This window comes from Micromonospora sp. DT53 (genome assembly GCF_049841535.1).
In the GTDB taxonomy this organism is placed as follows: Bacteria; Actinomycetota; Actinomycetes; order Mycobacteriales; family Micromonosporaceae; genus Micromonospora.
The window spans coordinates 448,905-473,039 of the sequence record NZ_JBNCKM010000006.1 but is presented as its reverse complement, the minus strand read 5'-3'; the positions used below and the strand labels follow the sequence as shown (position 1 = coordinate 473,039).

The 24,135-nt window shown below is 70.4% G+C and carries 26 protein-coding genes; 14 read left to right on the top strand and 12 right to left on the bottom strand.

The features are described from left to right. Window position 1: 1 nt before the first annotated feature. From ACLQ3B_RS21730 to ACLQ3B_RS21720, 3 genes are read right to left on the bottom strand one after another with little or no spacing between them, the layout of a single operon-like run. Window positions 2-1,339 (bottom strand): FAD-dependent oxidoreductase, encoded by a 1,338-nt coding sequence (locus ACLQ3B_RS21730; protein WP_425782502.1) that lies wholly within the window; start codon window positions 1,337-1,339, stop codon window positions 2-4. Beyond that, on the bottom strand, window positions 1,336-2,646 hold the full coding sequence (kynU, locus tag ACLQ3B_RS21725) for a kynureninase (RefSeq protein ID WP_425782501.1): 1,311 nt from the start codon (window positions 2,644-2,646) through the stop codon (window positions 1,336-1,338). Before kynU ends, ACLQ3B_RS21730 begins: the two co-directional genes overlap by 4 nt. Window positions 2,647-2,666: 20 nt before the next feature. Beyond that, a complete protein-coding gene (locus ACLQ3B_RS21720) occupies window positions 2,667-3,569 on the bottom strand; it encodes a tryptophan 2,3-dioxygenase (RefSeq protein ID WP_425782563.1) in 903 nt (300 codons plus the stop codon). Window positions 3,570-3,717: 148 nt separating this feature from the next. Here ACLQ3B_RS21720 and ACLQ3B_RS21715 point away from each other — a divergent pair, with 148 nt between their 5' ends. The 3 genes from ACLQ3B_RS21715 (at window position 3,718) to ACLQ3B_RS21705 (ending at window position 5,652) form a co-directional block, all read left to right on the top strand. Then, entirely contained in the window at window positions 3,718-4,182 is a 465-nt protein-coding gene (locus ACLQ3B_RS21715) for an Lrp/AsnC family transcriptional regulator (RefSeq protein ID WP_425782500.1), read from the top strand. Window positions 4,183-4,278: 96 nt separating this feature from the next. Then, complete coding sequence (locus tag ACLQ3B_RS21710; protein WP_425782499.1) at window positions 4,279-4,803, top strand: hypothetical protein; 525 nt, start codon at window positions 4,279-4,281, stop codon at window positions 4,801-4,803. Between the two features lie 75 nt (window positions 4,804-4,878). After that, window positions 4,879-5,652 carry a class F sortase gene (locus ACLQ3B_RS21705; RefSeq protein WP_425782562.1) on the top strand — a complete coding sequence of 258 codons (774 nt, stop codon included), beginning with the start codon at window positions 4,879-4,881 and terminating at the stop codon, window positions 5,650-5,652. A gap of 25 nt (window positions 5,653-5,677) precedes the next feature. Here the strand turns inward: ACLQ3B_RS21705 and ACLQ3B_RS21700 are convergent, their stop codons facing one another. The 3 genes from ACLQ3B_RS21700 to ACLQ3B_RS21690 are packed head-to-tail and all read right to left on the bottom strand — an operon-like array spanning window position 5,678 to window position 7,179. After that, window positions 5,678-6,094 (bottom strand): type II toxin-antitoxin system VapC family toxin, encoded by a 417-nt coding sequence (locus ACLQ3B_RS21700; protein ID WP_425782498.1) that lies wholly within the window; start codon window positions 6,092-6,094, stop codon window positions 5,678-5,680. Beyond that, window positions 6,091-6,369 (bottom strand): type II toxin-antitoxin system Phd/YefM family antitoxin, encoded by a 279-nt coding sequence (locus tag ACLQ3B_RS21695; RefSeq protein ID WP_425782497.1) that lies wholly within the window; start codon window positions 6,367-6,369, stop codon window positions 6,091-6,093. Before ACLQ3B_RS21695 ends, ACLQ3B_RS21700 begins: the two co-directional genes overlap by 4 nt. A 24-nt stretch (window positions 6,370-6,393) precedes the next feature. Further along, window positions 6,394-7,179, bottom strand: a complete 786-nt coding sequence (locus tag ACLQ3B_RS21690) for a MerR family transcriptional regulator (protein WP_425782496.1) — start codon at window positions 7,177-7,179, stop codon at window positions 6,394-6,396. A 3-nt stretch (window positions 7,180-7,182) separates the two neighbouring features. On the opposite strand from ACLQ3B_RS21690, the gene ACLQ3B_RS21685 reads away from it, so the two are divergent. After that, window positions 7,183-8,778 carry a DUF6194 family protein gene (locus tag ACLQ3B_RS21685; RefSeq protein WP_425782495.1) on the top strand — a complete coding sequence of 532 codons (1,596 nt, stop codon included), beginning with the start codon at window positions 7,183-7,185 and terminating at the stop codon, window positions 8,776-8,778. Between the two features lie 15 nt (window positions 8,779-8,793). Here the strand turns inward: ACLQ3B_RS21685 and ACLQ3B_RS21680 are convergent, their stop codons facing one another. Further along, complete coding sequence (locus ACLQ3B_RS21680) at window positions 8,794-9,330, bottom strand: HNH endonuclease (protein ID WP_425782494.1); 537 nt, start codon at window positions 9,328-9,330, stop codon at window positions 8,794-8,796. 149 nt (window positions 9,331-9,479) lie between these two features. Beyond that, window positions 9,480-9,980: an ArsI/CadI family heavy metal resistance metalloenzyme gene (locus ACLQ3B_RS21675; RefSeq protein WP_425782493.1), complete on the bottom strand. Its 501-nt coding sequence runs from the start codon at window positions 9,978-9,980 to the stop codon at window positions 9,480-9,482. A gap of 178 nt (window positions 9,981-10,158) precedes the next feature. Between ACLQ3B_RS21675 and ACLQ3B_RS21670 the strand changes: the two genes are divergently transcribed. The 6 genes from ACLQ3B_RS21670 (at window position 10,159) to ACLQ3B_RS21645 (ending at window position 15,000) form a co-directional block, all read left to right on the top strand. Beyond that, window positions 10,159-10,530, top strand: a complete 372-nt coding sequence (locus ACLQ3B_RS21670) for an ArsR/SmtB family transcription factor (protein ID WP_425782492.1) — start codon at window positions 10,159-10,161, stop codon at window positions 10,528-10,530. Next, entirely contained in the window at window positions 10,527-11,261 is a 735-nt protein-coding gene (locus tag ACLQ3B_RS21665; protein ID WP_425782491.1) for an aquaporin, read from the top strand. Before ACLQ3B_RS21670 ends, ACLQ3B_RS21665 begins: the two co-directional genes overlap by 4 nt. Next, window positions 11,258-11,665: an arsenate reductase ArsC gene (locus tag ACLQ3B_RS21660; RefSeq protein ID WP_425782490.1), complete on the top strand. Its 408-nt coding sequence runs from the start codon at window positions 11,258-11,260 to the stop codon at window positions 11,663-11,665. Before ACLQ3B_RS21665 ends, ACLQ3B_RS21660 begins: the two co-directional genes overlap by 4 nt. A gap of 110 nt (window positions 11,666-11,775) precedes the next feature. Beyond that, window positions 11,776-12,834 carry a mechanosensitive ion channel family protein gene (locus ACLQ3B_RS21655; protein WP_425782489.1) on the top strand — a complete coding sequence of 353 codons (1,059 nt, stop codon included), beginning with the start codon at window positions 11,776-11,778 and terminating at the stop codon, window positions 12,832-12,834. Window positions 12,835-13,066: 232 nt separating this feature from the next. Further along, window positions 13,067-14,452, top strand: a complete 1,386-nt coding sequence (locus tag ACLQ3B_RS21650) for an MFS transporter (RefSeq protein WP_425782561.1) — start codon at window positions 13,067-13,069, stop codon at window positions 14,450-14,452. Window positions 14,453-14,571: 119 nt separating this feature from the next. After that, window positions 14,572-15,000 carry a globin gene (locus tag ACLQ3B_RS21645; RefSeq protein WP_425782488.1) on the top strand — a complete coding sequence of 143 codons (429 nt, stop codon included), beginning with the start codon at window positions 14,572-14,574 and terminating at the stop codon, window positions 14,998-15,000. A gap of 21 nt (window positions 15,001-15,021) precedes the next feature. On the opposite strand, the gene ACLQ3B_RS21640 is transcribed toward ACLQ3B_RS21645, so the two are convergent. From ACLQ3B_RS21640 to ettA, 4 genes are all read right to left on the bottom strand, one after another. Next, on the bottom strand, window positions 15,022-15,606 hold the full coding sequence (locus ACLQ3B_RS21640) for a YbjN domain-containing protein (protein ID WP_030333460.1): 585 nt from the start codon (window positions 15,604-15,606) through the stop codon (window positions 15,022-15,024). A 131-nt stretch (window positions 15,607-15,737) separates the two neighbouring features. Continuing rightward, window positions 15,738-16,475, bottom strand: a complete 738-nt coding sequence (locus tag ACLQ3B_RS21635) for a hypothetical protein (RefSeq protein ID WP_425782487.1) — start codon at window positions 16,473-16,475, stop codon at window positions 15,738-15,740. Beyond that, on the bottom strand, window positions 16,472-16,918 hold the full coding sequence (locus ACLQ3B_RS21630) for an acyl-CoA thioesterase (RefSeq protein ID WP_112584127.1): 447 nt from the start codon (window positions 16,916-16,918) through the stop codon (window positions 16,472-16,474). The genes ACLQ3B_RS21635 and ACLQ3B_RS21630 overlap by 4 nt, the downstream gene beginning before the upstream one ends. A 12-nt stretch (window positions 16,919-16,930) precedes the next feature. Beyond that, the gene (ettA, locus tag ACLQ3B_RS21625) at window positions 16,931-18,607 is read right to left on the bottom strand and encodes an energy-dependent translational throttle protein EttA (protein WP_425782486.1); all 1,677 of its coding nucleotides are present in this window, start codon (window positions 18,605-18,607) and stop codon (window positions 16,931-16,933) included. A gap of 210 nt (window positions 18,608-18,817) precedes the next feature. Here ettA and ACLQ3B_RS21620 point away from each other — a divergent pair, with 210 nt between their 5' ends. From ACLQ3B_RS21620 to otsB, 4 genes are all read left to right on the top strand, one after another. Then, the gene (locus tag ACLQ3B_RS21620; protein WP_425782485.1) at window positions 18,818-19,102 is read left to right on the top strand and encodes a hypothetical protein; all 285 of its coding nucleotides are present in this window, start codon (window positions 18,818-18,820) and stop codon (window positions 19,100-19,102) included. Beyond that, complete coding sequence (locus ACLQ3B_RS21615) at window positions 19,095-19,481, top strand: hypothetical protein (protein WP_425782484.1); 387 nt, start codon at window positions 19,095-19,097, stop codon at window positions 19,479-19,481. Before ACLQ3B_RS21620 ends, ACLQ3B_RS21615 begins: the two co-directional genes overlap by 8 nt. Before the next feature lie 144 nt (window positions 19,482-19,625). Beyond that, on the top strand, window positions 19,626-21,026 hold the full coding sequence (locus ACLQ3B_RS21610; protein WP_030333449.1) for an alpha,alpha-trehalose-phosphate synthase (UDP-forming): 1,401 nt from the start codon (window positions 19,626-19,628) through the stop codon (window positions 21,024-21,026). Window positions 21,027-21,067: 41 nt separating this feature from the next. Continuing rightward, window positions 21,068-23,632 (top strand): trehalose-phosphatase, encoded by a 2,565-nt coding sequence (otsB, locus tag ACLQ3B_RS21605; protein ID WP_425782560.1) that lies wholly within the window; start codon window positions 21,068-21,070, stop codon window positions 23,630-23,632. The last annotated feature ends 503 nt before the right edge of the window (window positions 23,633-24,135 follow it).

Genomic DNA, 24,135 nt, shown 5'->3' with positions numbered 1-24,135 from the left:
GTCATGCCTGCCTCCCTCGGCTCAGTGCCGCGCCGATCGCGCCGGCCAGCAGCAGCGCGGCCCCACCGACGACCGCCCCGAGCACCCGGTGCTGTCGGCGCACCCGGCGGCGCACCTCCGCGTACGGGGTGGTGGAGAACGACACCAGCTCGTACTGGGAAACGTACCGGCCGGGCAGGGCCCGCTCCAGTGCGTGCTCCACCCGCCGTCGGGTCTGGAAGACCGGGGAGGCGACCTTGTCCCGCATCTCCACGAAGTTGGTGAGCGCCATCGTCGCGATGGCCTCGGCGTTCTCCTGCCGACGGCGCTGGAACAGCGGCAGCGCCGCCAACCAGTCGTCGGCGCACTCGTCCAGGCAGCGGTCCAGCTCCACCACGTCCTCGAAGGCGCAGTTGGCGCCCTGGCCGTAGAACGGCACGATGGCGTGCGCCGCGTCGCCGAGCAGGCCGACCTTGCCGAAGACCTGCCAGGGGGCGCAGCGCACCGTGCCGAGCACGCCCACCGGGTTGTGCTGGTAGTCGTCGACCAGGTTCGGGGCCAGCGGGACCACGTCCGGGTAGTGCTCGGTGAAGTGCCGTTCGATCTCCGCCGGGCTGGTCAGCGAGGCGAAGCTGCCGGCACCGTCGTTGGGCCAGAACAGCGTGCAGGTGAAGGAGCGGTCCGGGTTCGGCAGCGCGATCATCATCGAGGTGCCGCGCGGCCAGATGTGCAGCGCGTCCTCCTCCAGGGCGAAGTCCCCGCCCAGCGCCGGAATCGTCAGCTCCTTGTAGCCGTAGTCGAGGAAGTCCACGCTCTCGTCGAGCAGCCCGTACGCCAGCAGTTGCCCGCGCACCGCGGAGCCGGCGCCGTCGGCACCGAGCACTACCGACGCCTTCGCCGCGACCGGGCCCTGCGGGGTCTCGAAGCTCAGGGCGCCGTCGGTCGGGTCGAGCCCGACCAGCCGGTGGTCGAAGACGACCCGCACCCCGGGCAACGCGGCGGCCTCGTCCAGCAGGGCGTTGTTCAGCGCACCCCGGCTGATCGAGTTGATCGCCCGGTCACCGGCCGCGCTGTACGACTGGAACTGCTGCTCGCCCTCGACCGGGTGGATCATCCGGCCGCGCATCGGCAGCGCGTCGGTCATCACCTGCTCGGCCAGCCCGATCCGGCGCAACGCGTCCAGGCCGCGCTCGGAGAGCGCCAGGTTGATCGAGCGACCCCGCTCGGCGGTACCGCTGCGCGGGTCGGAGCGACGCTCGTAGAGGGCCACCGGGTAACCACGCCGGGCCAGGAAGCAGGCCGCCAGACAGCCGGCCAGCCCGGCGCCGATGATCGCGACCTCGTCGCGCCGAGCGGTCATGCGGCCACCTGCCCCACGGTCGCGGCCAGCGCCGCAGCGGCCCGCCAGCAGTCGAGGTAGGTGGAGTACAGCGGCACCGGGGCGAACCGGACGACGTCCGGTTCGCGGGCGTCGGCGATGACCCCGTGTTCGTACCGTAGGCGTTTGGTCAGCTCGGCGGCGCTGCCGGAACCGATGCGCACGGAGAGCTGGCAGCCCCGGCGGGCCGGGTCGCGCGGGGTGACCACCCGCAGCGGCCGGCCGACTGTCACCTCGTCGAGCAGCGACTCCAGCCAGCCGGTGAGGCGCTGGCTGCGGGCGCGCAGCGCGGTCATCCCCACCGCGTCGAACAACTCCAGCGAGGTACGCACCGGACCCATCGCGAAGATCGGCGGGTTGGAGATCTGCCAGGCCTCCACAGTGGCCGGTGGCCGGGACACCGGCGTCATCTCGAACCGGGTCGCCGCCGCAGTGCTCCACCACCCCTCGAAACGGGGCAGGTCCCCGTCGCCGAGGTGCCGCTCGTGCACGAAGACGCCGGCCAGGGCACCCGGGCCGGAGTTCAGGTACTTGTAGGAGCACCACGCGGCGAAGTCGACGTCCCAGTCGTGCAGGGCCAGCGGCACGTTGCCGACCGCGTGGGCCAGGTCCCAACCGACCACCGCGCCGGCGGCCCGGCCGGCGGCCGTGATCGCCGGGATGTCCAGCAGTTCGCCGGTGAGGTAGTTGACCCCGCCGAGCAGCAGCAGAGCCACCCGGTCGCCCTCGGCGGCCAGGTAGTCGGTCACGTCCTCGGTGCGCAGGGCGTCCTCACCGTCGCGCGGACGCAGCCGGACCACCGTGTCGTCCGGGTCCAGGCCGTGGAACCGCGCCTGGCTGCGCACCGCGTAGCTGTCCGAGGGGAACGCGGCGTCCTCGATGACGATGCGGGTGCGCGCGCCGGCCGGTCGGTAGAAACTCACCATCAGCAGGTGCAGGTTGACAGTGAGCGAGTTCATCACCACGGCCTCGGTGGGCCGGGCGCCGACCAGTCGGGCGGCCGGCCCGGTCAACAACTCGTGGTACGGCAGCCAGGCGCGCTCCGCCTCCAGGTGCCCCTCCACGCCGAGCCGCCCCCACGCGTCCAGGTCGGCCAGGAGTTCGTCGCGGGTGGCCCGAGGTTGCAGGCCGAGCGAGTTGCCGGCCAGGTACGCCGACTCCGGGTGGCCGCCACCGTCGGCCGGCGGCACGTGGAACAGGTGCCGGTGGCCCGGGTCGGCCTCGTCGCGGCGGTGCGCTTCGGCCTCGCCAGCGGCGAAGCCCAGCAGCTCAGCTTCTGGGGTCGTCATTGCTTCTTCTCGCTCTCCGGTCACATCGCGGTGCGGGCCGACCACAGCTCCGGGAAGACCACCCGGGCCATGCTGCGCTGCAACCACGCCAGGCCGGCAGAGCCTCCGCTGCCGACCTTGGCACCCATCGTCCGCTGCACCGCCTTGACATGGTTCCAACGCCAGTCGCCGAACTCCTCGGCGACAGCGCTCAGCGCCTCACCGAGCAGTCGCAGGTGGTTGTCTGGGCCGCCGTCGTCGTAGATCCGTACCCAGGCCGCCTCGACCGACGGCTGCGGGTCGTGTTCGACGGCCACGTCCCGGTCGAGCAGGTCGGCGGGGAGGTCGAAGCCGCGCCGGGCGAGCAGCGCGAGCACGTCGTCCCAGAGACTCGGGGTGGCCAGCGCGGCGCTCAGCGCGGCGTGCACCTCGGCCTGCCGGCGGAACGGGCGGATCAGCGTCGGGTCGCGCAGTCCGAGCAGGAACTCCAACTGCCGGTACATCGCCGACTGGAAGCCGGAGGCCTCGCCGAGCAGGTTGCGGAACCTGTTGAAGTCGGCCGGGCTCATCCAGCGCAGGCCCTGCCAGGCGGCGTTGAGCCCCTCCAGGTGCAGCTTCGCTCGGCCCAGCGGGGCCAACGCCTCCCAGATCTGGTCGGCGCGGATCAGCCGCTGGGTCTCCCGCAGCTCGTGGCAGGTCAACCCGAAGTACAGCTCCATGATCTGGCTGACCATCAGGAAGGACATCTCGCCCGGGTCGCTGCTGAGCGGGTGCTGCATCTTGTGCAGGGCGCTGGCCTGCACGTACGCGTCGTACGGCACCATGTCGGCGAACTCCAGGGTCGGCTCGCCACCGGTGCGCGCCGCCTGCTCGGCACGCTGTCCGGGGGTCACCGGCCGCACCGTGGCACGGCGGCTCGGCGCCCGCCGCTCCGTCTGATCCACCATCTCGTCTCCCTCCCCCGGACTAGCCGACGTCATGATCTCGCGGTCGGATCGGCCTGCGGAATGCCGGATCAACGGCTCTCACCGCCTTCTCCTGGCAAACCAAAGGCAACTAGGCGAAGTCGGTTCACGAAAGTAAGGTCTGAGCGTGGACGACATGGACTGGGCGCTGCTGCGCGAGTTGCAGGCCGACGCGCGGCTCTCCTTCAGCGAGTTGTCCCGGCGGGTGCACCTGTCACCACCGTCGGTCGCGGAGCGGGTCCGCCGACTGGAGGAGACCGGGGTCATCACCGGCTACCACGCCCATGTCGACCTGAGCCGCGCCGGCCGTAGCGTGGTCGCGCTGATCCGAATGTCCTGCTACGGCGCGCGATGCATCCTGCACGACCCGGCGGTGGCGGGCTGGCCGGAGATCCTGGAGATCCACCGGATCACCGGGGACGCGTGCAGCATGCTGAAGGTGGCAGCCGGCTCGATCGGCGCGTTCGAGGGGGTCATCGACCGTCTCGCCCCGTACGGCCAACCGTCGAGCACGATGGTCCTCTCCTCCCCGCTGAACTGGCACCCCGTCACCCCCCTCTCCGGCACTGGGCCGGTCCCGCGCCCGCGCTGACTCCCACACCCTGCGGGTTTGCCCCTGCGCCAGCGGGAAAGCAGCGCCCGTGCCCAGGGGAGGGTTCCGGCGGTCGTCGCCGGTTGGGGGGAAATCATGCAGGGAATCCGCACGATCAACCGCGCGCTCTCGTCCGTACTGACACTCGTCGGGCTGGTTGGGGCGTTCGTCCTGTTGTCGGTCGCACCGGCGCGGGCTGGCGAGAACGTCTTCGTCGAGGTGGCACCGAACAGCGCCCAGGCCGGTAGCCGGGTCAGCATCAAGGCGAGCTGCGACAACGACAACAACAACCGTCAGTCCAGCGTGCACTCCGACGCGTTCGGGCACGTGATGCTCAAACCGGACAAGGGCTTCCTGACCGGCCAGGTCACCATTGCCCGCGACAAGCCGGCCGGTGACTACCCGGTCGACCTGCAGTGTGAGAACGGCCAGACGTCGTCGACCACGCTGACCGTGCTGAACATGGCCTCACCCAGCAAGGGGCCGGCGACCGGTGGCGGCGGAATGGCCGGCGGTCGCGGCACCGGCTCGCTGCTGGTGCTCGGTGGCGTGGCCTTGGTGGCCACCGCGATCGTGCTCGGGATGGCCGGCGGCCGACGTCGACCGGAAGCCGGCTCCTGAGCCGGATCACCCATGACCCGCAGATCCGCGCGTGCGCGGCCGGACCGCCGCGCCCGCTTCCGAGCCGGGCCGGCGCTGCGCGCGTCCGGCCGGCTGGTGGCCCGCGTCTCCGGGCGACTGCGCCGGGTCGCCGGGCAGGCCGTGTCGGCAAGCGTCACCACCACCGATCCGGCCGTCCGCCCGCTGCCACCGCGGCGACCGGCCGGGCCACCGTCGACCCGACAGCGATTCGGTACGAGCCCCGGGTTGCCGGTGCTGGCCATCGCCGCGCTGATGGTGCTGATCGTGGCGATGCTCGGCGTCGAGCAGGTGACCGGAATGAGCCTGCTGCCGGACCGGCTCAGCGCCGGCCTGCGACCGCCACCGAAGAAGTTCCCGGTGCTGCCGGCCAGCCATCCGACAAGCCTCGCCATCGAGAAGATCGACCTGCGGGCGCCCGTACACGACGTGGGCATCGCCCCGGACGGCACGATCGCCGTGCCGGACGCGGCCCGCGCCCAGGAGGCCGGCTGGTACGACCAGGGACCCACCCCGGGCCAGTACGGCCCAGCCGTGATCGTCGGGCACGTCGACACCACGAGCGGGCCGGCCGTCTTCCACAAGATCCGCGAGCTGCGCTCCGGTGACGAGATCGAGGTCACGCGCACCGACCAGCGCGTGGCGGTCTTCGAGGTGAACTCGGTGGAGAAGTTCGACAAGGGTCGACTGCCGGTCGACGAGGTGTACGGCGACTTCAGCCGCCCGAGCCTCCGACTGATCACCTGTGGTGGCCAGTGGGTCGGCGGCGAGACCGGCTACGCGGACAACGTGGTGGTCTTCGCCTCGCTGGTCAAGGCGCGGTCCGGGTGAGGGCGGGCAGACCGGCAACTACGGGTCAGCTCTGGCCTGGGCTTGCCACGGGCAACCCTGCGGCCTTGGCACAGTCGAGCAGTCGCCGGTCGTAACTGACGAATGCGATGAGTGCCGTTCCAGACTCGTTGGTCAGCACCTGGGCGGTGGCAAGGTGGATGGCGTCGAGACTGCGCAGGGTCGGCTCGGCGAAGGCGAAGGCGGCGGCGGTGGCGCGGATGGTGCCGTCGATCTCCAGCCGGAACAGCCGTCCGACGGCCGACGGCACTCCGATCAACGCTTGCGGGGCTGATCGGCGCAACACTCTGGGCACTTCGACCTCGACGAGGGCGGAGGAAGCCAGCGGGACGTCTCCGTGGCTGTTGAGCCAGGAGACGAGGTCGGCGGTGCACGCCTCCTGGCGAACCAGCTTGATGACGGCGGCGGAGTCGAGATAGATCACCAGCGCTCCTCGTCCCGCATCTCGGCGAGCGTGGCAGCCACGTCCACATCCTCAGCCCCGAGCTTGGGTGGAAGCGGGACAGGGCCGCCGCCGCTTGGAGCGACGGCCCGCCCCGCCGCTACAAGTTTGGCCAGCGTCGACCTGTCGTCACTGACCGGAACCAGTCGGGCGACCGGATGCCCACGATCGGTGATCTCCACCGTCTCGCCGCCACTCACCCGAGCCAGGACCTGACTCGTGTTCTGGTTCAGCTCCCGAACCCCGATACGTTCCATGGCCATAGTGTAGAACCGGATGTTCTACGCGGCGAGCCTCTTTGCAGCGTCGACGTACTCGGCGAGCTGGGCGGCCCCGGTGAGCATGGCGAGGCCGCGCTCGGTGAGCCGTTGTCGCCACTGGCGCAGCGACGCGGCGAGCGGTTCGGCGCCGCCGGCGTCGCGCACTCGACGCAGCACGCCGGCGATGTGGTCGAGCCGATATCCGCCACGGCGCAACAGGTGGGCGAGTTCGGCGTCCCGGACGTCGTCGGGAAGGTAGATCCGGTAGTGGGTCACCGGATCACGTGTCGGCCGCAGCACCCCGGCCCGCTCCCATTTGCGCAACGTGGCCGGCTGCACACCGAGCCGGTGAGCCAGCACGCTGACCGAAACGGCTTTCCGGCCCTGCGGTTGTGGTTGCGTTCCGGCGAGCGTCGCCACCGCCGCCTCGACCGCGTCCAGGGTCTCCCGATCGCGCTGGAGCAGGGCATGGCTCTGGTCGATGGCGCGCAGGGCCGTGTCGATGTCGCCCCGGTTGACGGCCCGCATGATCTCGCCGCCGGCCGCATAGCCGTGGCCCGTGATCAGGGCCAGGTAGGCGCTCAGCGCCTTGACGTGCAGCTCGGTGAAGCGACGGTAGCCGTTCGGCGTGCGCTGGGCCGGAGGCAGGACGCCGTCTCGCTCGTAGTTACGCACGGCCTGTGCGGAGAGACCGTGGGCGCGCGCGAGATCGACCGGCCGGCGTACCCCTGGGTTTGAAGGTTTTTGGGTCGTCACCGCGCTCCATTGCTCGTAAGTCTCAATCGCAGGTTCAACGATACGGTTCACGGAATGGCATCTTTTCTCGACCTGCTGGCGGTATCCCCGGACCTGCTCGCGCTCGGCGAACCGACGCACGGTGAGTCCGCCTTCCTGCAGCTTCGCAACGAGGCCTTCCTGTCGCTGGCGGAGCATGGCTACCGCTCGATCGCCGTGGAGAGCGACCGGGCGGCCGGACTGATCGCCGACGAGTTCGTGCGGGGCGCCGCCGCCGTGACGCTCGACCGTGCGCTCGCCGAAGGGTTCAGCCACGGATTCGGGGCGGTCCCGGCGAACCGCGACCTCCTGCTTCTAATGCGGGAGTGGAACGCCGAACGGCCTGTCGCCCAGCGCCTGACGTTCCACGGCTTCGACGCCCCGATGGAGTTGGAGAGCGCCCCGAGCCCGCGCCGCCACCTCAACCAGGTCTGCCACTTCCTCGACCTGGACCGGTCGGCCGAGATCGACGAGCTGATCGGGGACGAGGCGCGATGGAGTGACACGGCCGCGATCTGGGAACCGGGCCGGTCGGTCGGGCGCTCGACCGACGCCCAGCGGCTGCGGGTGCTCGCCGACGACCTGGTGACCGAGTTGCACCTGCGGGCGCCGTGGAGGTCAGCGGGCTGGCAGGCGGCGTTCGTGCACGCCACGGCGGCGGTCGCGTTGCTGCGTTACCACGCCGCGGCCGCCGCACCACTGGCCCAGCAGGAACGCTTCGCCCGCCTGGCCGCGGTCCGGGACGCGCTGATGGCGGAGAACCTGCTCGCGATCCGAGCGGCCGAGGCGCACCGCGGGCCCACACTCGTCTTCGCGCACAACACGCACCTCCAGCGCCACCTGAGCACGATGACGCTGGCCGACACGGAGGTGTCCTGGGCCGGCGCCGGCGCGATCGTCGCGTCGCTGCTGGGCGACCGGTACGCGGTGATCGCCGGCAGCCTCGGCGCGAGCCCGGCGCTCGGCATCGGGCCACCCGCCCCCGACACCTACGAGGGCAGACTCCAACAGGAGAGCACCCTTCCCCGGTACCTGCCGGCGTCCGACATCGCAGCGGCCGAGCAGCGGACGCACGACTACCGCTACTTCCCGCTGGACCGCGCCACCATCGAACACGCCGACGCGGTCCTGCACGTCCCGACCGGTGTCGACACGGCAGTGCTCGCCGATCGGATCACCGCGTTGCCCGGCGTCGAGCAGGTCGTGGCGAGCGAGGAGGACGGATCACCCGAGGCGGCCTGGGGCGACCGGTTCTTCTTCGTCGGCCCGGACCGCCGCCAGCCGTTCGCCACGGTCGTCGAGCACGATGTGCCCGGCTTCGACGAGGCCGCGCAGCTTGACCGGCCCGGGGTGTTCCGCCTCAACCTGGACCTCGGTCGGGCCGAGTTCGAGCGGCTGTTCGGCTTCCCGCCCAAGGCATTCGAGGAGCACCGGCACGAATTCGACTTCGCCCGGCTGGACACCCTCGTGCCGCACCCGGGCTACGCGTTGTACGGCTTCGCCAGCGTCGTCATGCCCGGCCCGCAACTGCTGCCCGAGATCGACAGGCTACTCGCGATCGCGCACGGCCGAGCGGTCGACCGCCAGGAGCGCGCCACGCGCCGGGCGACCCAATCTGAACCCAAAGCCTGACCGCGTCCTGCGGACTCAGGCGGCCGCCTCGGGCTCCCGCAGGTCAAGCCAGTCGGCCCAGCGGGGGTCGGGAGCGCGGTGCCCGAGCACCCGCCAGGCGGTGCCCTTCGGGGCGGCCGGCAACGCGTGTAACCGCCACCCCATCTCGGCCGGGGTCTTGTCGCCCTTGGTGTGGTTGCACCGGGCGCACGCGGCGACCACGTTCTCCCAGGCGTGCCGGCCGCCCCGGCTGCGCGGAAAGACGTGGTCGATGGTCTCGGCCGGGCCCCGGCAGTAGGCGCACCGCCACCCGTCCCGGGCGAAGATCGCCCGCCGGGACAGCCCGACGTGGGTTCGGTACGGCACCCGGACGAAGCGCGTCAGCCGGACCACGGAGGGCACCGGTAGCGCGTCCCGGGCGCTGTGCAGGATGCCGTCGCCATCGGCGACGCAGACCGCCTTGGCGGAGAGGACGAGGATCGCGGCGCGACGCACCGACACGACACACAGCGGCTCGTAGGTGGCGTTGAGGACCAACGCGCCGGAGCCCACCATGGGTCGTATGTCAGGCATCGCGCTCACCCTCCCGGTTCAGCGGCTGCTGGGGACCGCCGCCGACCGGGGCCGGGCACAACGGCCCACACGGTCGACGCCGGGCCGATCACCGACGTCCGTTGCGCCAATAGTCCCTGATCGGACCCCGGATTGCACGTACTAATCCCTCATGGGGTATGAGGATCATCCGCATCCGGGCGGATCGCCGTCCCAGCGCAGCTACCGGTGGCCCCGGCGGTGGCCGGTTCATTCTCGGCGGCGGGTGTGCAACAGGCGCTTTCGGTGGCCTTCTCCAACTGGTCGGAGTCTGCCTTGACGGTGTAGACCTCCCAGGGCTCGTTACCGGGACCGCGTACCCACACCTTGTCCTGGAGGGCGTAGCAGCATTCGGTGCTGTTCTCCTCCAGGGTGATCAGACCGGAGTCGGTGAGGCGCTTGGTGGCCGCGTTGACGTCGTCGGTGCTGAACACCTCGACGCCCAGGTGGTCCATCACTGTGGGCTGGTCGGGCTCGCCTTCGAGCAGGACGAGCTTCAGCTGCGGGTTCTCAACGGCGAAGTTGGCGTAGCCGGGGCGGCGCTTGGCGGGCTCGACGCCGAACAGCTTGGAGTAGAAGGCGACGGAGCCTTCGAGGTCGGACACACGCAGGGCGAGCTGAACGCGGGACATGACTCTCCTTAGGGATCTAGCGGATGTGGTGGTTGGTCAGAGTCGCGCTCGTAGCGGACTTCGGCGCGGCAGGCCCGGCGACGACGGAACGGCTTGATCCTCATAGCCCCCTTGTCTAGATGCTTTTCGAAGCAGGGCCCACGTTGCACCCTGTTTTGAAATCTGTCAACCTAGAAGTATGTCGAAACAAGCTCTGCCGGTGGTGAACCTGGACGCGGTTACCTGCTGCGCTCCGATCGCGGTCCGCCCGATGGACACCAACCAGGCAGCAGCGGTCGCACCGATGTTCAAGGCCCTGGGCGACCCGGTCCGGCTGCGGCTGATGTCGATGATCGCTTCGGTGCCGGAGATGTGCGTCTGTGATCTGACCCCGGCGTTCGACCTGTCCGGGCCGACCATCTCCCACCACCTGAAGGTCTTACGCGAAGCGGGCATGGTCGACTCCGAGCGGCGCGGCACCTGGGTCTGGTACCGAGCCCGCCCGGATGCGTTCCGGCAACTCCGTGCGCTTCTGGACCTCTCCGCCAACTCTACAGAAGCCACCGCGTGAGCCTGCTGGCCCGTCGCGCGTCGGCGGAGTTCGCCGGTACGGCATTGCTCGTCGCCGCTGTCGTCGGTTCCGGTATCGCCGCCGCCCGCCTCTCACCAACCGACGTTGGGCTCCAACTCCTGGAGAATGCGATCGCCACCGCCTTGGCGCTGGGCGCGCTGATCCTGACCTTCGGGCCGGTATCGGGCGCGCACTTCAACCCGATCGTCTCCGCGGTCGATTGGTGGCTCGGCCGTCGCGCTGGCACCGGCCTGAGCGCCAGTGACCTCGCCGCCTACGTCGCTGCCCAGGTCTGCGGCGCGATTTCCGGGACTGTTCTGGCCAACCTGATGTTCGATCTACCAGCCGCTACGTGGTCCCGCACCGATCGCATCGGCGCGAACCTGTGGCTGGCCGAGGTCGTCGCCACCGCCGGCTTGGTCGTCCTGGTCTTCGCTCTCGCTCGCACCGGCCGCAGCAATGCGGCTCCGGCCGCTGTGGGTGCCTACATCGGTGCCGCCTACTGGTTCACCTCGTCCACATCATTCGCGAACCCCGCCGTCAGCATCGGCCGCGCCTTCACCGACACCTTCGCCGGAATCACCCCCACCTCCCTGCCCGGCTTCGTCTGCGCTCAACTCGTCGGCGGACTGGTCGCCATCGCCGCCATCGTCGTCTGGTACCCCAATGCGGGGAACGCCGCCGACGACGTGGTCGTAGCCCACCCCAGCCAGGAGGCAGAAGCACGATGACCGACAAGCCCAGCGTTCTCTTCGTCTGCGTCCACAACGCCGGCCGCTCCCAGATGGCCGCCGGCTGGCTGCGCCACCTCGCCAGCGACACGATCGAGGTCCGCTCGGCCGGCAGTGAACCCGCCGACCAGATCAACTCCGTCGCGGTCGAAGCCATGCGCGAAGTCGGCATCGACATCACCGAACAGACCCCGGCCCGGCTCACCTGGGACACCGCCCACGCCAGCGACGTCATCATCACCATGGGCTGCGGCGACGCTTGCCCCATCTTTCCCGGCAAGCGCTACGAAGACTGGAAGCTCACCGACCCAGCCGGCCAACCCCTCGACGTCGTCCGCCAGATCCGCGACGACATCAGAACGAGGATCACCGAACTGCTCGCCAGCATCCCAACAAACCGCTAAGCACGCAGGCCGAGTACGAACGGCTTCGCGCCGCGTTGGCCGGGAATGGCTGAACATACAGAGCCGGCGGGCCAGCCGGCCGGTGGGTCGGCGGCGGATGCTCGGGCCCCTTGCGGTACGAAGACATGGTGAGTGCCGCCAGCGTGACGCCCCTTGCCCTGTCCGACGCCGTTTCGGTGAGCTGTCAGGGCAGCACCTCCTGCGAGTGGATCTACCGCATCACCGGGTCCTCCTGGTTCGCCGAGGGAAGCTACTGGATCCTGCTCAAACCGCTTCGGGTGCTGCTGATCCTGGCGCTGGCGATGGTGGCCCGCTGGGCGCTGCACCGGACGATCAACCGGCTGGTGCGGACGACCACCGACGGTGCCGTGCCGACGATGCTGCGGCCGCTGCGCGAGCGGGTGCCCACCGCCGCGGTCGACCCGGCCGAGTTCGTCCCCGAGCGGCGACGGCAGCGGGCCGAGGCGATCGGGTCGGTGCTGCGGAGCCTGACCACCGCGTTCGTCTTCGGCATCGCGCTGCTGATGATCCTGCGCGAGTTCAGCTTCGACCTGGCGCCGCTGCTGGCCAGCGCGGGGATCGCCGGCGTCGCGCTGGGCTTCGGTGCGCAGAGCCTGGTGAAGGACCTGATTGCCGGCCTGTTCATGCTGATCGAGGACCAGTACGGCGTGGGTGACAACGTCGACCTGGGCGAGGCGATGGGCGTGGTCGAGTCGGTAGGTCTCCGGGTCACCACCGTGCGCGACGGCCGCGGCGTGCTCTGGTACATCCGCAACGGCGAGATCATCCGGGTGGGCAACAAGAGCCAGGGCTGGGCCCTCGTGGTGGTGGACCTGCCGATCGGTTTCAACAGCACCGAGGAGGCCACGGCGGTGCTCCGGACCGCGGCCGCCTCGGTCGCCATGGACCCGGAGCTGTCGCCGGAGATCGTGGAGGCGCCGGAGGTGCTGGGCGTCGAGCAGGTGACGGTGGACGGCGCGGTCATCCGCACCGTGGTGAAGACGAGCGCGGACGGGCAGTTCGCGGTGGGCCGGGAGTTGCGCCGGCGTCTCGCGGAGGCTCTGGAGAATTCGGGGATCACCGCGCAGATCGCGGCCAACCGCATCTATCCCGGTCTGTCGACCCGACCGTTGCCCGAAGGTGAGACTGGGCAGGGCGGCGCCACCTGATTCCGCGACACTGTCCTGTGATTCAGGGGTCGCGAGCCGCCCGGCCCCTCGGGTATCGTCCGTTCGTTCAGTCGGGGAGGCGACGAACGACCCGTTCGACCTAGCTAGTTGTCAGACGATCGGGCAGAATCCGGAGCACGCGTTCCCACCCAAGCGTGATCACATCCTCGCTGATCCGTAGATCTGACGAGAGCTTCCAGCCATGCCGCCACGAGCGGCCGAGCCGGGGCCGATGGAGGCGACGGTGCCTAACGAGCGACCTTCCGCGGAAGGCCCCGCCACGTTTCGCGAAGTGTTCGCCCAGCACGAGTTCCGGGCCGTGTTCGTGGCCGGCGCTCTCTCCTGGGTCGGCGACTATGTCGCGAAGGCCGCCGTCACCCTGCTCGTCTATCAGCAGACCCGGTCCGTCGCGCTCTCCGCGACCGCCTTCGCGGTCAGCTTCCTGCCCTGGCTGCTCGGCGGGCCCGTGCTCGCCGCACTCGCGGAGCGGCACCCGTACCGACGGGTGATGGTGGCGTGCGACCTCATCCGGATGGCGCTGATGCTGCTCATCGCCATTCCAGGCCTGCCGTACCAGGCGGTGCTGGTGCTCATCTTCGCCGCCACGTTGGCCAACCCGCCGAGCCAGGCGGCGAAGTCCGCGCTGATCCCGCAGTTGCTCACCGGGGACCGACTGGTGCTGGGCCTGTCGCTGAACAGCAGCGTCGGGCAGGCCGCCCAGGTCGTGGGGTACGTCTTCGGCGCCGCTGTCGCCGCGATCGACCCGGAGATGGCGCTGCTGTTCAACGCGATCACGTTCGGTCTCTCGGCGCTGCTGGTCCGCTTCGGGGTGCGCGGCCGTCCGGCGGTGGTGAACCCGGCGCACCGCAGTCACCTGCTACAGGAGACCCGACAGGGGTTCGGCATCGTCTTCCGTACACCTGTGTTGCGGGCCATCGCGGTGTTGGTGTTCAGCGCGATGCTCTTCTCGATCGTTCCCGAGGGTCTGGCCGCCGCCTGGGCCAACGAGGAGAGCCGCGGCGCGGTGAGCGCGGGCACCGCACAAGCAGCGATCATGGTGGCGAACCCTGTCGGTTTCATCCTCGGTGGGTTGCTGGTGAGTCGCCTGTTCGGGCCGGCTCAGCGACTGAAGCTGATGCGCCCGCTCGCGGTGGCCGCCCCGTTGATGCTCGTACCGGTGCTGCTCGACCCTCCGCCGCTGGTGGTCGCGCTGCTCGCCGCGCTCTGCGGGTTCGCGGTCGCCGGCATGATCCCGATGGCCAACGGGTTGTTCGTCCAGGCGCTGCCCAACGGCTTCCGGGCCCGCGCCTTCGGGGTGATGGCTACCGGCATCCAGGTCATCCAGGGTCTCGCGGTGCTGGCCACCGGGGTGCTCGCCGAGCGGTTCCCCATCCCGATCGTGGTGGGGGTGTGGAGTGCGGCCGGGGTGGTGCTGATGACGGTGGCCACGCTGCGCTGGCCGGACCGGCAGACGGTGGACGACGCGATCACCGCCGCCTCGCTGACCAACGCCGATCCGCCGCTCTCCGGGGCCGACGGGCCGGCCGACGACGGCACGGCGGGAGGCACGTCCGACCCGCATGCCGGCGACGGCCACCGCCGGCACGCGGTCACCTGACCCGTCGCGCCGACCTCGGCCGGGGCGGGCGCACGACATTCGGGGTCGTCGACCCGGCGTGATCCGACGCACGCCGTGCGGGTCGGGTCGGCGCCAGACGCACCTGGCAGGATGGAACTGTGACTTCCGCAGGTGAATCCGAGCGTCCCGGTGCCTCGATGACCCTCTTCGAAGCGGTCGGCGGGGAACCCACCTTCCGCAAGCTGGTCGACGAGTTCTACGCCGGCATCGCCACCGACCCCCTGCTGCGGCCCATGTACCCGGAGGAGGACCTGGGCCCGGCCGCGGACCGGATGACCCTGTTCCTGATGCAGTACTGGGGCGGGCCGAACACGTACTCCGCCCAGCGCGGGCACCCGCGGCTGCGGATGCGGCACGCGCCGTTCCGGATCGGCGCGGCCGAACGGGACGCCTGGCTGCGGAACATGCGCCGCGCCGTGGACCGGCTCGATCTTGAGCCGGAGATCGCCGGCACCCTCTGGGACTACCTGGAGCGGGCCGCGTACTTCATGGTCAACGTCGAGGACGACCCGACCAAGGGCGGCTGACCCGGCCGGCCCGACGCGGCGTCAGAGCAGCGCGCCCTCGTCGTGCAGCCAGTCCACGAAGCTGGTGGCGACCGCCGCCCCGCAGTCGAGCATCTCGACCAGGAGCGCGTCGTGGGTGCCAGCGCCGAGTGGCACCTGAAGCTCGGCGTAGATCGGTAGCTGACCGCGCTCGGTCGGGTCACCGATGTACGCCTTGCAGAACCGACGGGTGTGGTTCCACTCGTTGACCACCCGGTATGCCCGGTCGGCCCAGTCCGGCGGGACCGTGGCGTGCGGGCGTGCCCGCATGACCAGGATCTCGTCCTCCGGACCTTCGAGGGTGACCAGCACCGCGTGCCGCTCCCACATCGCCAGCAGGTTGCCGTCGCCATCGGCCAGGTAGCGCACGTCGAGCAGGTCGAGTGCGTCACAGACCCGGCGCAGACTCACCGGCTCGACGGTGGCGGGCATCTCGGTCAGCACTGGCCGCTCGTTGGACGGGCAGTCGTCCCCCGGCTGGCGAGGGCTGGGCGGCCCGATCCGGACCGCGCTATCGACTGTGATCCCGCTTCGGGTTTCCGGATCGCCGCCGTCGGCGGGACCGGGGCGCCATGACCACCACGGCATCGCTCGCGCACCTCACTCCCCAGCGGATCCAGTCGCCTACGGTGCGTTGGATCCGAGGATGGACGGTACCCGGACAGCCGGGTTGAAGCACCCCCCCAACGACCGCCCCTGACCAGAAGAATGAATCGGGGTCATCCGTTCGGATGAGCACTGAGGGGTGTCACGGCAAGATCCGTGGCCTTCTGCAACCAAGCCGCTCCGTGCGGTCCCACCAGGCCGACCCAACGACCGGCCACCCGTACCTGAACCGCGTTCCCGCCCTCGCCAGCCGCCGAGCCGTCGGCGGCGCCGAGGAAGCCCATCCGGACCACCCCCTGCACCAGCCGCTGCGACACCTCGACCGGCGCGGCGGGCGGCCCGTCCGGGGTGATCAGCACCGCCACGTGGTCGAGCAACGCGTCACGCAGGGCCCGCTGGCCCACGGCACGGCCGGCCACACCCTGCTCGCTCGCCGTCCGCAGGGTGCCCGCCGCCGCGTCCGCGATCCGTCGTAACTCGACAGCGGGCAGCGCCTCCACCTGGCGGCTCCGCGTCGGTGGCAGCGGCCACCGCCACTCGGCGTCCCGGCGGGTCGGCAGGGCCACGCCGCCGCGCTCCAGCTCGGCGAGCAGCTCCGCGGCTGCCACCGTGACGTCCTCGGCGGCACCGTCGGCCGGCCCACCGGCAACCGTGCGGACCACCAGAACCTGCCACGGCAGCCGGGCCCACAGCGCGACCCGGCCGGGTGCGCCGGCCGGGCGCAGCCGGACCGGGGCGACCGGATCCAGCCGGACCAGCCGGGCCAGGAAGACCCCCGCGTCCGCCACCCCGGCGACACCATGCGTGGACGCCGCCACCCCGCCAGGCCCAGCGGCGCCCGGCCGGGTCACGCCACACCGCCCTGCGGCGCGTACGTGAGCAGGAAGTCCCGTTCCTCGGTGGTGATCCGCCGGGGCACCTGGCGGGTCAGGTCGAACGGCACGAGCACCGAGCGGGCCCGACTGGCCAGCACCTCGCCGTCGTAGAGCTCGTAGGCGACGGTGAACCGAGAGGCCCGGATCTCCTCCACCCACAGCTCGATCCGCACGGTCGGCGCCGCCTCCGCGGTGGCCCGACCGAGCGCGTAGTCGACCGGGCGCAGGTAGTCGACCTCGTGACGGCGGATCACCACCCCGTCGGCGAACGAGCCGACCCCCCAGGCCCGGCCGCCGGCGAACATCAACGCGACCCGCGCCTCCTCGTACAGGGTGAGGAAGCGCGAGTTGTTGACGTGGCCGTACGCGTCCAGGTCGGACCAGCGCAGGGTGCAGTGGTAGACGAAGCGGTCAGACACCGTGTCGGCCGGTCAGTCGCGGGTCAGCTTGCGGTACGTCACCCGGTGCGGCCGGGCTGCCTCCGCGCCGAGGCGGTCGATCTTGTTCTTCTCGTACGCCTCGAAGTTGCCCTCGAACCAGAACCACTTGGCCGGGTCCTGGTCGTCGCCCTCCCAGGCCAGGATGTGCGTGGCGACGCGGTCCAGGAACATCCGGTCGTGCGAGATGACCACGGCGCAGCCGGGGAACTCCAGCAGGGCGTTCTCCAGGCTGGACAGCGTCTCCACGTCCAGGTCGTTCGTCGGCTCGTCGAGCAGGATGACGTTGCCGCCGATCTTCAGGGTCAGCGCCAGGTTGAGCCGGTTGCGCTCACCGCCGGAGAGCACCTTCGTCGGCTTCTGCTGGTCCGGGCCCTTGAAGCCGAACGCGGCGATGTACGCCCGGGACGGCATCTCGACCTTGCCCACCATCAGGTAGTCAAGCCCGTCGGAGACGACCTCCCAGACGGTCTTGTCGCCGTTGAGGCCCTCACGGTTCTGGTCGACGTACGACAGCGAGACCGTCTCGCCGACCCGCACCTTGCCGTCCGTCGGCTGCTCCAGCCCGACGATGGTCTTGAAGAGGGTGGTCTTGCCGACGCCGTTGGGGCCGATGATGCCGACGATGCCGTTACGCGGCAGCGAGAACGACAGGTCGTCGATGAGGATCCGGTCGCCGAAGCCCTTGGTGAGGTGGGCCGCCTCGATGACCGTGCTGCCCAGTCGCGGGCCCGGCGGAATCTGGATCTCCTCGAAGTCGAGCTTGCGGGTCTTCTCCGCCTCGTTGGCCATCTCGTCGTACCGGTCCAGGCGGGCCTTGGACTTGGTCTGGCGGGCCTTGGCGTTGGAGCGGACCCACTCCAGCTCCTCGGTGAGGCGCTTCTTCATCTTGGCGTCGCGGCGGCCCTCGACGGCCAGCCGGGAGGCCTTCTTCTCCAGGTAGGTGGAGTAGTTGCCTTCGTACCCGATCGCCCGGCCGCGGTCCAGCTCCAGGATCCAGCCGGCCACCTTGTCGAGGAAGTAGCGATCGTGGGTGATCGCCATGACGGTGCCGGCGTACTTCGCCAGGTGCTGCTCCAGCCAGGAGACGCTCTCCGCGTCCAGGTGGTTGGTGGGCTCGTCGAGCAGCAGCAGGTCGGGCGCCTCCAGCAGCAGCTTGCAGAGCGCGACCCGGCGACGCTCACCGCCGGAGAGCTGGGTCACGTCGGCGTCCGGCGGCGGGCAGCGCAGCGCGTCCATGGCCAGTTCGAGCTTGGAGTCGACGTCCCAGGCGTCGAGGTGGTCGAGCTCCTCCTGGAGCTTGCCCATCTCCTCCATCAGCTCGTCGGAGTAGTCGGTCGCCATCTGCTCGGCGATCTTGTTGAACCGCTCCAGCTTGGCCTTGGTCTCGGCGACCGCCTCCTCGACGTTGCCGAGCACGGTCTTGGCCTCGTTGAGCGGGGGCTCCTGGGCGAGCATGCCGACGGTGTAGCCGGGCATGAGTCGGGCCTCGCCGTTGCTCGGCTTGTCCAGCCCTGCCATGATCTTGAGGAGGCTGGACTTACCGGCGCCGTTCGGACCGAGCACACCGATCTTGGCCCCCGGCAGGAAGCTCAACGTGACGTTGTCGAGCACGACCTTGTCGCCGTGCGCCTTGCGCGCCTTTTCCAGGACGTAGATGTACTGGGCCACGGTGCGGGCTACCTCCGTCGGTTGCTGTCGCTGATCGGCTGCGCGGCGCGGGCTGCGAGGACCGCCCGCCGCCGCCGGCCGGGAGCCGGCCACGCGCACGCCATCGTCAATCCTGACAGGTACGGCGCGCTTCGCCCACATCACCCCGCCCCAGGAGTACGCGGGCGCGCCGCGTTGCCGAGCCTGGTATCACCCGCTAGCGTCCTCGGTATGACCAAAAAGATCGCCATCAGCGTGCCGGACGACGTGGCGGAGCGGCTGGCCGAGGAAGCCAACGTCTCCGCCTTCATCACCGACTCCGTCCGTCAGCGGATGGCTGGCGAGCGCACGCGGCGGGCACTTCGACAGGTGGGCTTCCAACTCACCGACGAGGGCCTCGCCGAGGCCGGCAGGAAGCTCGACGAGGCTCACGCGAAGATCACCCCGGAACTGCGGTCCAAGGCAGCCGCCCTGCTGGGCGAGGCCTCTCGCGGACGGATGGCCATTCGTGACTGATGCCGGCCTCGTCCTCGACACAGGCTGCCTCCTCGCCTACTCCGAAGGCATGGAAGCGGTCGGTGAGCAGATCGCGAAAGTCGCGGACAAGGGACAGGGCGTGATCGTCCCGGCGCTCTGCCTGGCAGCTGCGTACCGCCAGGTGACCAGCGACGGCTGGCCACTGCTCGACATCGTCGGCGATCTGGAGCAGGTCACGGTCACGCCCGTCGAGCACGACATGTGCGCCATTCTCGGCGGCTGGTCACGGACCCTCGGCGGCATGGACCTGGCCCAGGCCGCGATGGAGGCGGCTCGGGCGATCACGCCGATCATGACGGATCGGCGGGAGTTGCTCGGCGAGGTGCTGCCCAAGGAGTGGCCGATCATCGACCTCTGAGACCCGGCCTGTTGACAAGATCACCGACAGGATTTCGGCACGTCCGGGGCGGGTAGGAGACTCCGGCACGGGGCACAAGACGCCGCAGCTACGCTCAGTACGCTCATTCGCGGTGGACCCGTCAGTACCCGGAGGTGGCCGATCGTGACCGTCCGTAGCTCCTTTGTCGTAGTGGCGAACCGTCTGCCGGTCGACGAGGTGAGCACACCCGAGGGCCGGCAGTGGCGGCGCAGCCCTGGCGGGCTGGTCACCGCCCTGCATCCCGTACTCGCCGAACACAAGGGCACCTGGGTCGGCTGGGCCGGTGGCACCGGCGCGGCCCCCGAGCCGTTCGACCTGGAGGGGATCCGGCTGCACCCGGTCCCGCTCAGCGCCGAGGAGCTGGAGCGCTACTACGAGGGCCAGTCCAACGCGACGATCTGGCCGCTCTATCACGACGCGGTGGAGACACCCGCGTACAAGCGCCGGTGGCGGGAGGCGTACCGCCTGGTCAACGCCCGGTTCGCGGAGGCCGCAGCCGACGTGGCGGCCGAGGGCGCGACGGTCTGGGTGCAGGACTACCAGCTCCAGTTGGTGCCGGCGATGCTCCGTGAGCTCCGCCCGGACCTGCGGATCGGGTTCTTCCTGCACATCCCGTTCCCGCCGATCGAGCTGTTCATGCAGATGCCGTTCCGCACCGAGATCCTGCGCGGTCTGCTCGGCGCCGACCTGGTCGGTTTCCAGCAGCGGCTGGCCGCGCAGAACTTCGTCCGGTTGGCCCGGCACCTGCTCGGGTTGCGCTACGAGGGGCAGATGATCCAGGTCGACGGTCGGCAGGTGAAGGCGGGGGCCTTCCCCATCTCGATCGACACCCAGGAGATGGAACGGATGGCCGCCGACCCGGCGATCCAGGCCCGGGCCAAGCAGATTCGCGCCGAGCTGGGCGACCCGAAGACGATAATCCTGGGCGTGGACCGGCTGGATTACACCAAGGGCATCGAGTTGCGACTCAAGGCTTTCCGGGAGCTGCTGGCTGACGGAAAGTTGACAGTTCCCGACGCGGTCATGGTTCAGGTCGCCACGCCCAGCCGCGAGCGCGTGGAGCACTACCAGGCACTACGGGTCAAGGTGGAGCGCGAGGTCGGTCGGATCAACGGCGAGTTCGGCAGGGTCGGCGTGCCGGCGGTCCATTATCTCCATCAGTCGTACAGTCGCAGTGAGCTGGCGGCGATGTACGTTGCTGCCGACGTGATGATGGTGACCCCGCTGCGAGACGGAATGAACCTCGTGGCAAAGGAATACGTAGCATCACGTGCCGACCAGGGTGGCGCGCTCGTACTCAGTGAGTTCGCCGGCGCCGCCACGGAGCTTCGCCAGGCATTTTTGTGTAACCCGCACGACCCGGACGCGGTCAAGGACGCCCTCCTCCGGGCAGTGCACGTGGAGAAAACCGAGGCACGCCGCCGGATGCGGACAATGCAACGTCACCTGCGTACCCACGACGTGGGCCACTGGGCCAAGTCTTTCCTCTCGGAGCTCGGAGTTCCCGAGGCGGAGGCCGAGTGAACACGTCCGTCAACGATGGGGCGGCAGCCGCCACCGGGGTCATGGACCCTGAGTTGCGCTCCGCCATCGGCCGGATCGCCCGGGTCCCCCAGCTCCTGGTCGCCTGCGACTATGACGGCACGCTGGCGCCGATCGTGGAGGACCCGAGCACGGCCGTCCCGCTGCCCGAGTCGGTGGCCGCGGTCCGCGCGCTCGCCGCGCTGCCGCAGACCACCGTGGCGGTGGTCTCCGGTCGGGCGCTGCGCGACCTGGCCGCACTCTCGCGGCTGCCCAGCGAGGTGCACCTCGTCGGCAGCCACGGCTCCGAGTTCGACATCGGCTTCGTCGAGCGGCTCTCCCCCGAGCTGGTCGCGGTGCGCCAGCAGGTGCGAAACGCCCTGCGCGAAATCGCCGCCCAGCACCCGGGCATCCGGCTGGAACGCAAGCCGGCGAGCGTCGCGATGCACACCCGCGGCGTCGACCCGCAGATCGCCGCCGCCGCCATCGAGGCGGTCCGCACCGGTCCGGCCGCCTTCGACGGCGTCACGGTGACCCAGGGCAAGGAGGTCATCGAACTCTCCGTGGTGGCCACCCACAAGGGCACCGCGCTCGACCAGTTGCGGACCCAGCTCGCCTCCAGCGCGGTGCTGTTCATCGGCGACGACGTCACCGACGAGAACGCGTTCGGCCACCTGCACGGTCCCGACCTCGGCATCAAGATCGGCCCCGGCGACACCCAGGCCGGCTACCGGGTCGGCGACCCGCTGGAGGCCGCCCGCGCGCTGGCGCTGCTGCTGGAGACCCGGCGGCACTGGCTCTTCGGTGAGCGGGCGGTGCCGATCGAGCGACACTCGATGCTGGCCAACGGTCGTACCGTCGCTCTGCTCACCCCCGAGGCCAAGGTCAGCTGGCTCTGCCACCCCAAGCCGGATTCGGCGGCGATCTTCGCCGACCTGGTCGGTGGCAGCCCGGCCGGTCACTTCAGCGTCGCCCCGGAACGCGGCGGCATCCCGCTGGGTCAGCGCTACCGTTCCGGCACGATGACAGTGGAAACCCGCTGGTCCGGGCTCACCGTCACCGACTGGCTGGACAAGCCGGCCCGGGAGACCACTCCGGACGACAGCCCGGCGGTCATCACCGGCGACTCGACACTGGTCCGGGTGCTCACCGGCAGCGGCAAAGCCACTGTGGAGTTCGCGCCGAGGCCGGAGTTCGGCCAGGTGGCCGTCCAGTTGCAGCCAATCGGCGACGGCCTGCTGGTGCTCGGCTCCAACGAGCCGGTCGCGCTCTACGCCCCCGGCGTGCAGTGGGAGGTCGGCAACGACGGAGGGTACGAGACCGCCAAGGCGATCGTCGACCTCTCCGCCGCCGGCGGGCAGGTCGTGCTGGAGTTGCGCTTCGGCACGCACAGCCTGGAGCACCACCGGGTGCCGATCCACGAGCGGCAGGCCGCCGCCGAGCAGCCGTGGAAGGACTGGGTGGCCTCGCTGCGGCTGCCGTCCACCAGTCGCGAGCTGGTCGCCCGCAGCGCGCTCACCCTCCGTGGGCTCTGCCACGAGGCCACCGGCTCGATCCTGGCCGCGGCGACCACCTCGCTCCCCGAGGAGCTGGGCGGCGTCCGCAACTGGGACTACCGCTACTGCTGGCTGCGCGACGCGGCACTGACCGCCCGCGCGCTCGTCGACCTGGGCTCCGTCGAGGAGGCCGAGGCGCTGCTGCGCTGGGTGGACGGCTGCATCGAGCGCACCGGCGGGCACCCGGAACGCCTGCACCCGCTCTACACCATCGACGGTTACGAGCTGGGCGCCGAAGCGGTCATCGACACGCTGCCCGGGTACGCCGGCTCCCGGCCGGTCCGGGTCGGCAACCTGGCCAACCACCAGTTGCAGCTGGACGTCTTCGGCCCGATCGCCGACCTGATCGCGGCCGTCGCCGACGCCCGCGGTTCGGTCCGCGACGACGAGTGGCGGGTCCTGGAGAACATGGTCGAGGCGGTCCGCCGCCGCTGGCACGAGCCCGACCACGGCATCTGGGAAGCCCGGCTGCCACCCCGGCACCACGTGTTCTCCAAGGTGATGTGCTGGATGACCGTCGACCGGGCACTGCACGTCATGCGCGAGCACGGCGGCGAGGACCGGCCCGAGTGGAAGGACCTGCGCGACCGGATCGGCGCCAACGTGCTGGAGCACGGCTGGCACTCCGACGTCGAGGCGTACAGCGTCGCGTACGGGGACGAGGACATGGACGCGTCGTCACTCTGGATCGGGCTCTCCGGCCTGCTCCCGGGCGACGACCCGCGCTTCCTCTCCACAGTCCTGCGGATCGAGGCGGACCTGCGCAGCGGCCCGGTCGTCTACCGCTACCACTGGGACGACGGCCTGCCCGGCCGTGAGGGCGGCTTCCACATCTGCACGGCGTGGCTGATCGAGGCGTACCTGCGCACCGGCCGCCGCACCGACGCCGAGGAACTGTTCGCGCAGATGGTGCTGACCGCCGGCCCGACCGGGCTGCTCCCCGAGCAGTACGACCCGCTCGCCGAGCGCGGCCTGGGCAACCACCCGCAGGCGTACAGCCACCTCGGGTTGATCCGCTGTGCCCTGCTGCTGGACAACATGCTCAAGCAGTAGTTCGCCGTACGTGAGGCGGGGCCGGAGCGTTTACGCTCCGGCCCCGCCGCCTGTCGGTCAGCCGGCCGGTGGACTTCGTCAGATACGTACGCGCGGACTGAGGCGCTTCTGACGCCCCAGCGTCCCGACCACCACCACGGGTGTCGGGGCGATGTGAAGCCCGGCCTCGATGACGTAGAGCTCGCCACGGCAGCCACCCAAGGAACCTGTGGCGCAGCACATCGGCGGGTGCCCAGCTCACGTCCCGTCGGGCAGAGATCAGGCACAGGCCCATGTAACAGGCCAGCGCCGTCCGGTTGCACTCCCCCAGCAGCTCGGCCCGGCGGACGGCACAGGGCCAAGGACAGTCGCATGTCTCGCACAACCACAGTGCCAGGATCGGTCCGTGAGTGGTCATCAGTACCCACCCGGCCAGTGGGCCCGATCTATCGGGATCCGGTGTCTGGAACTGCACGGCAACTCGTTCCCGCACCTACGGACGTTGCGCCACCGGATCCACGACC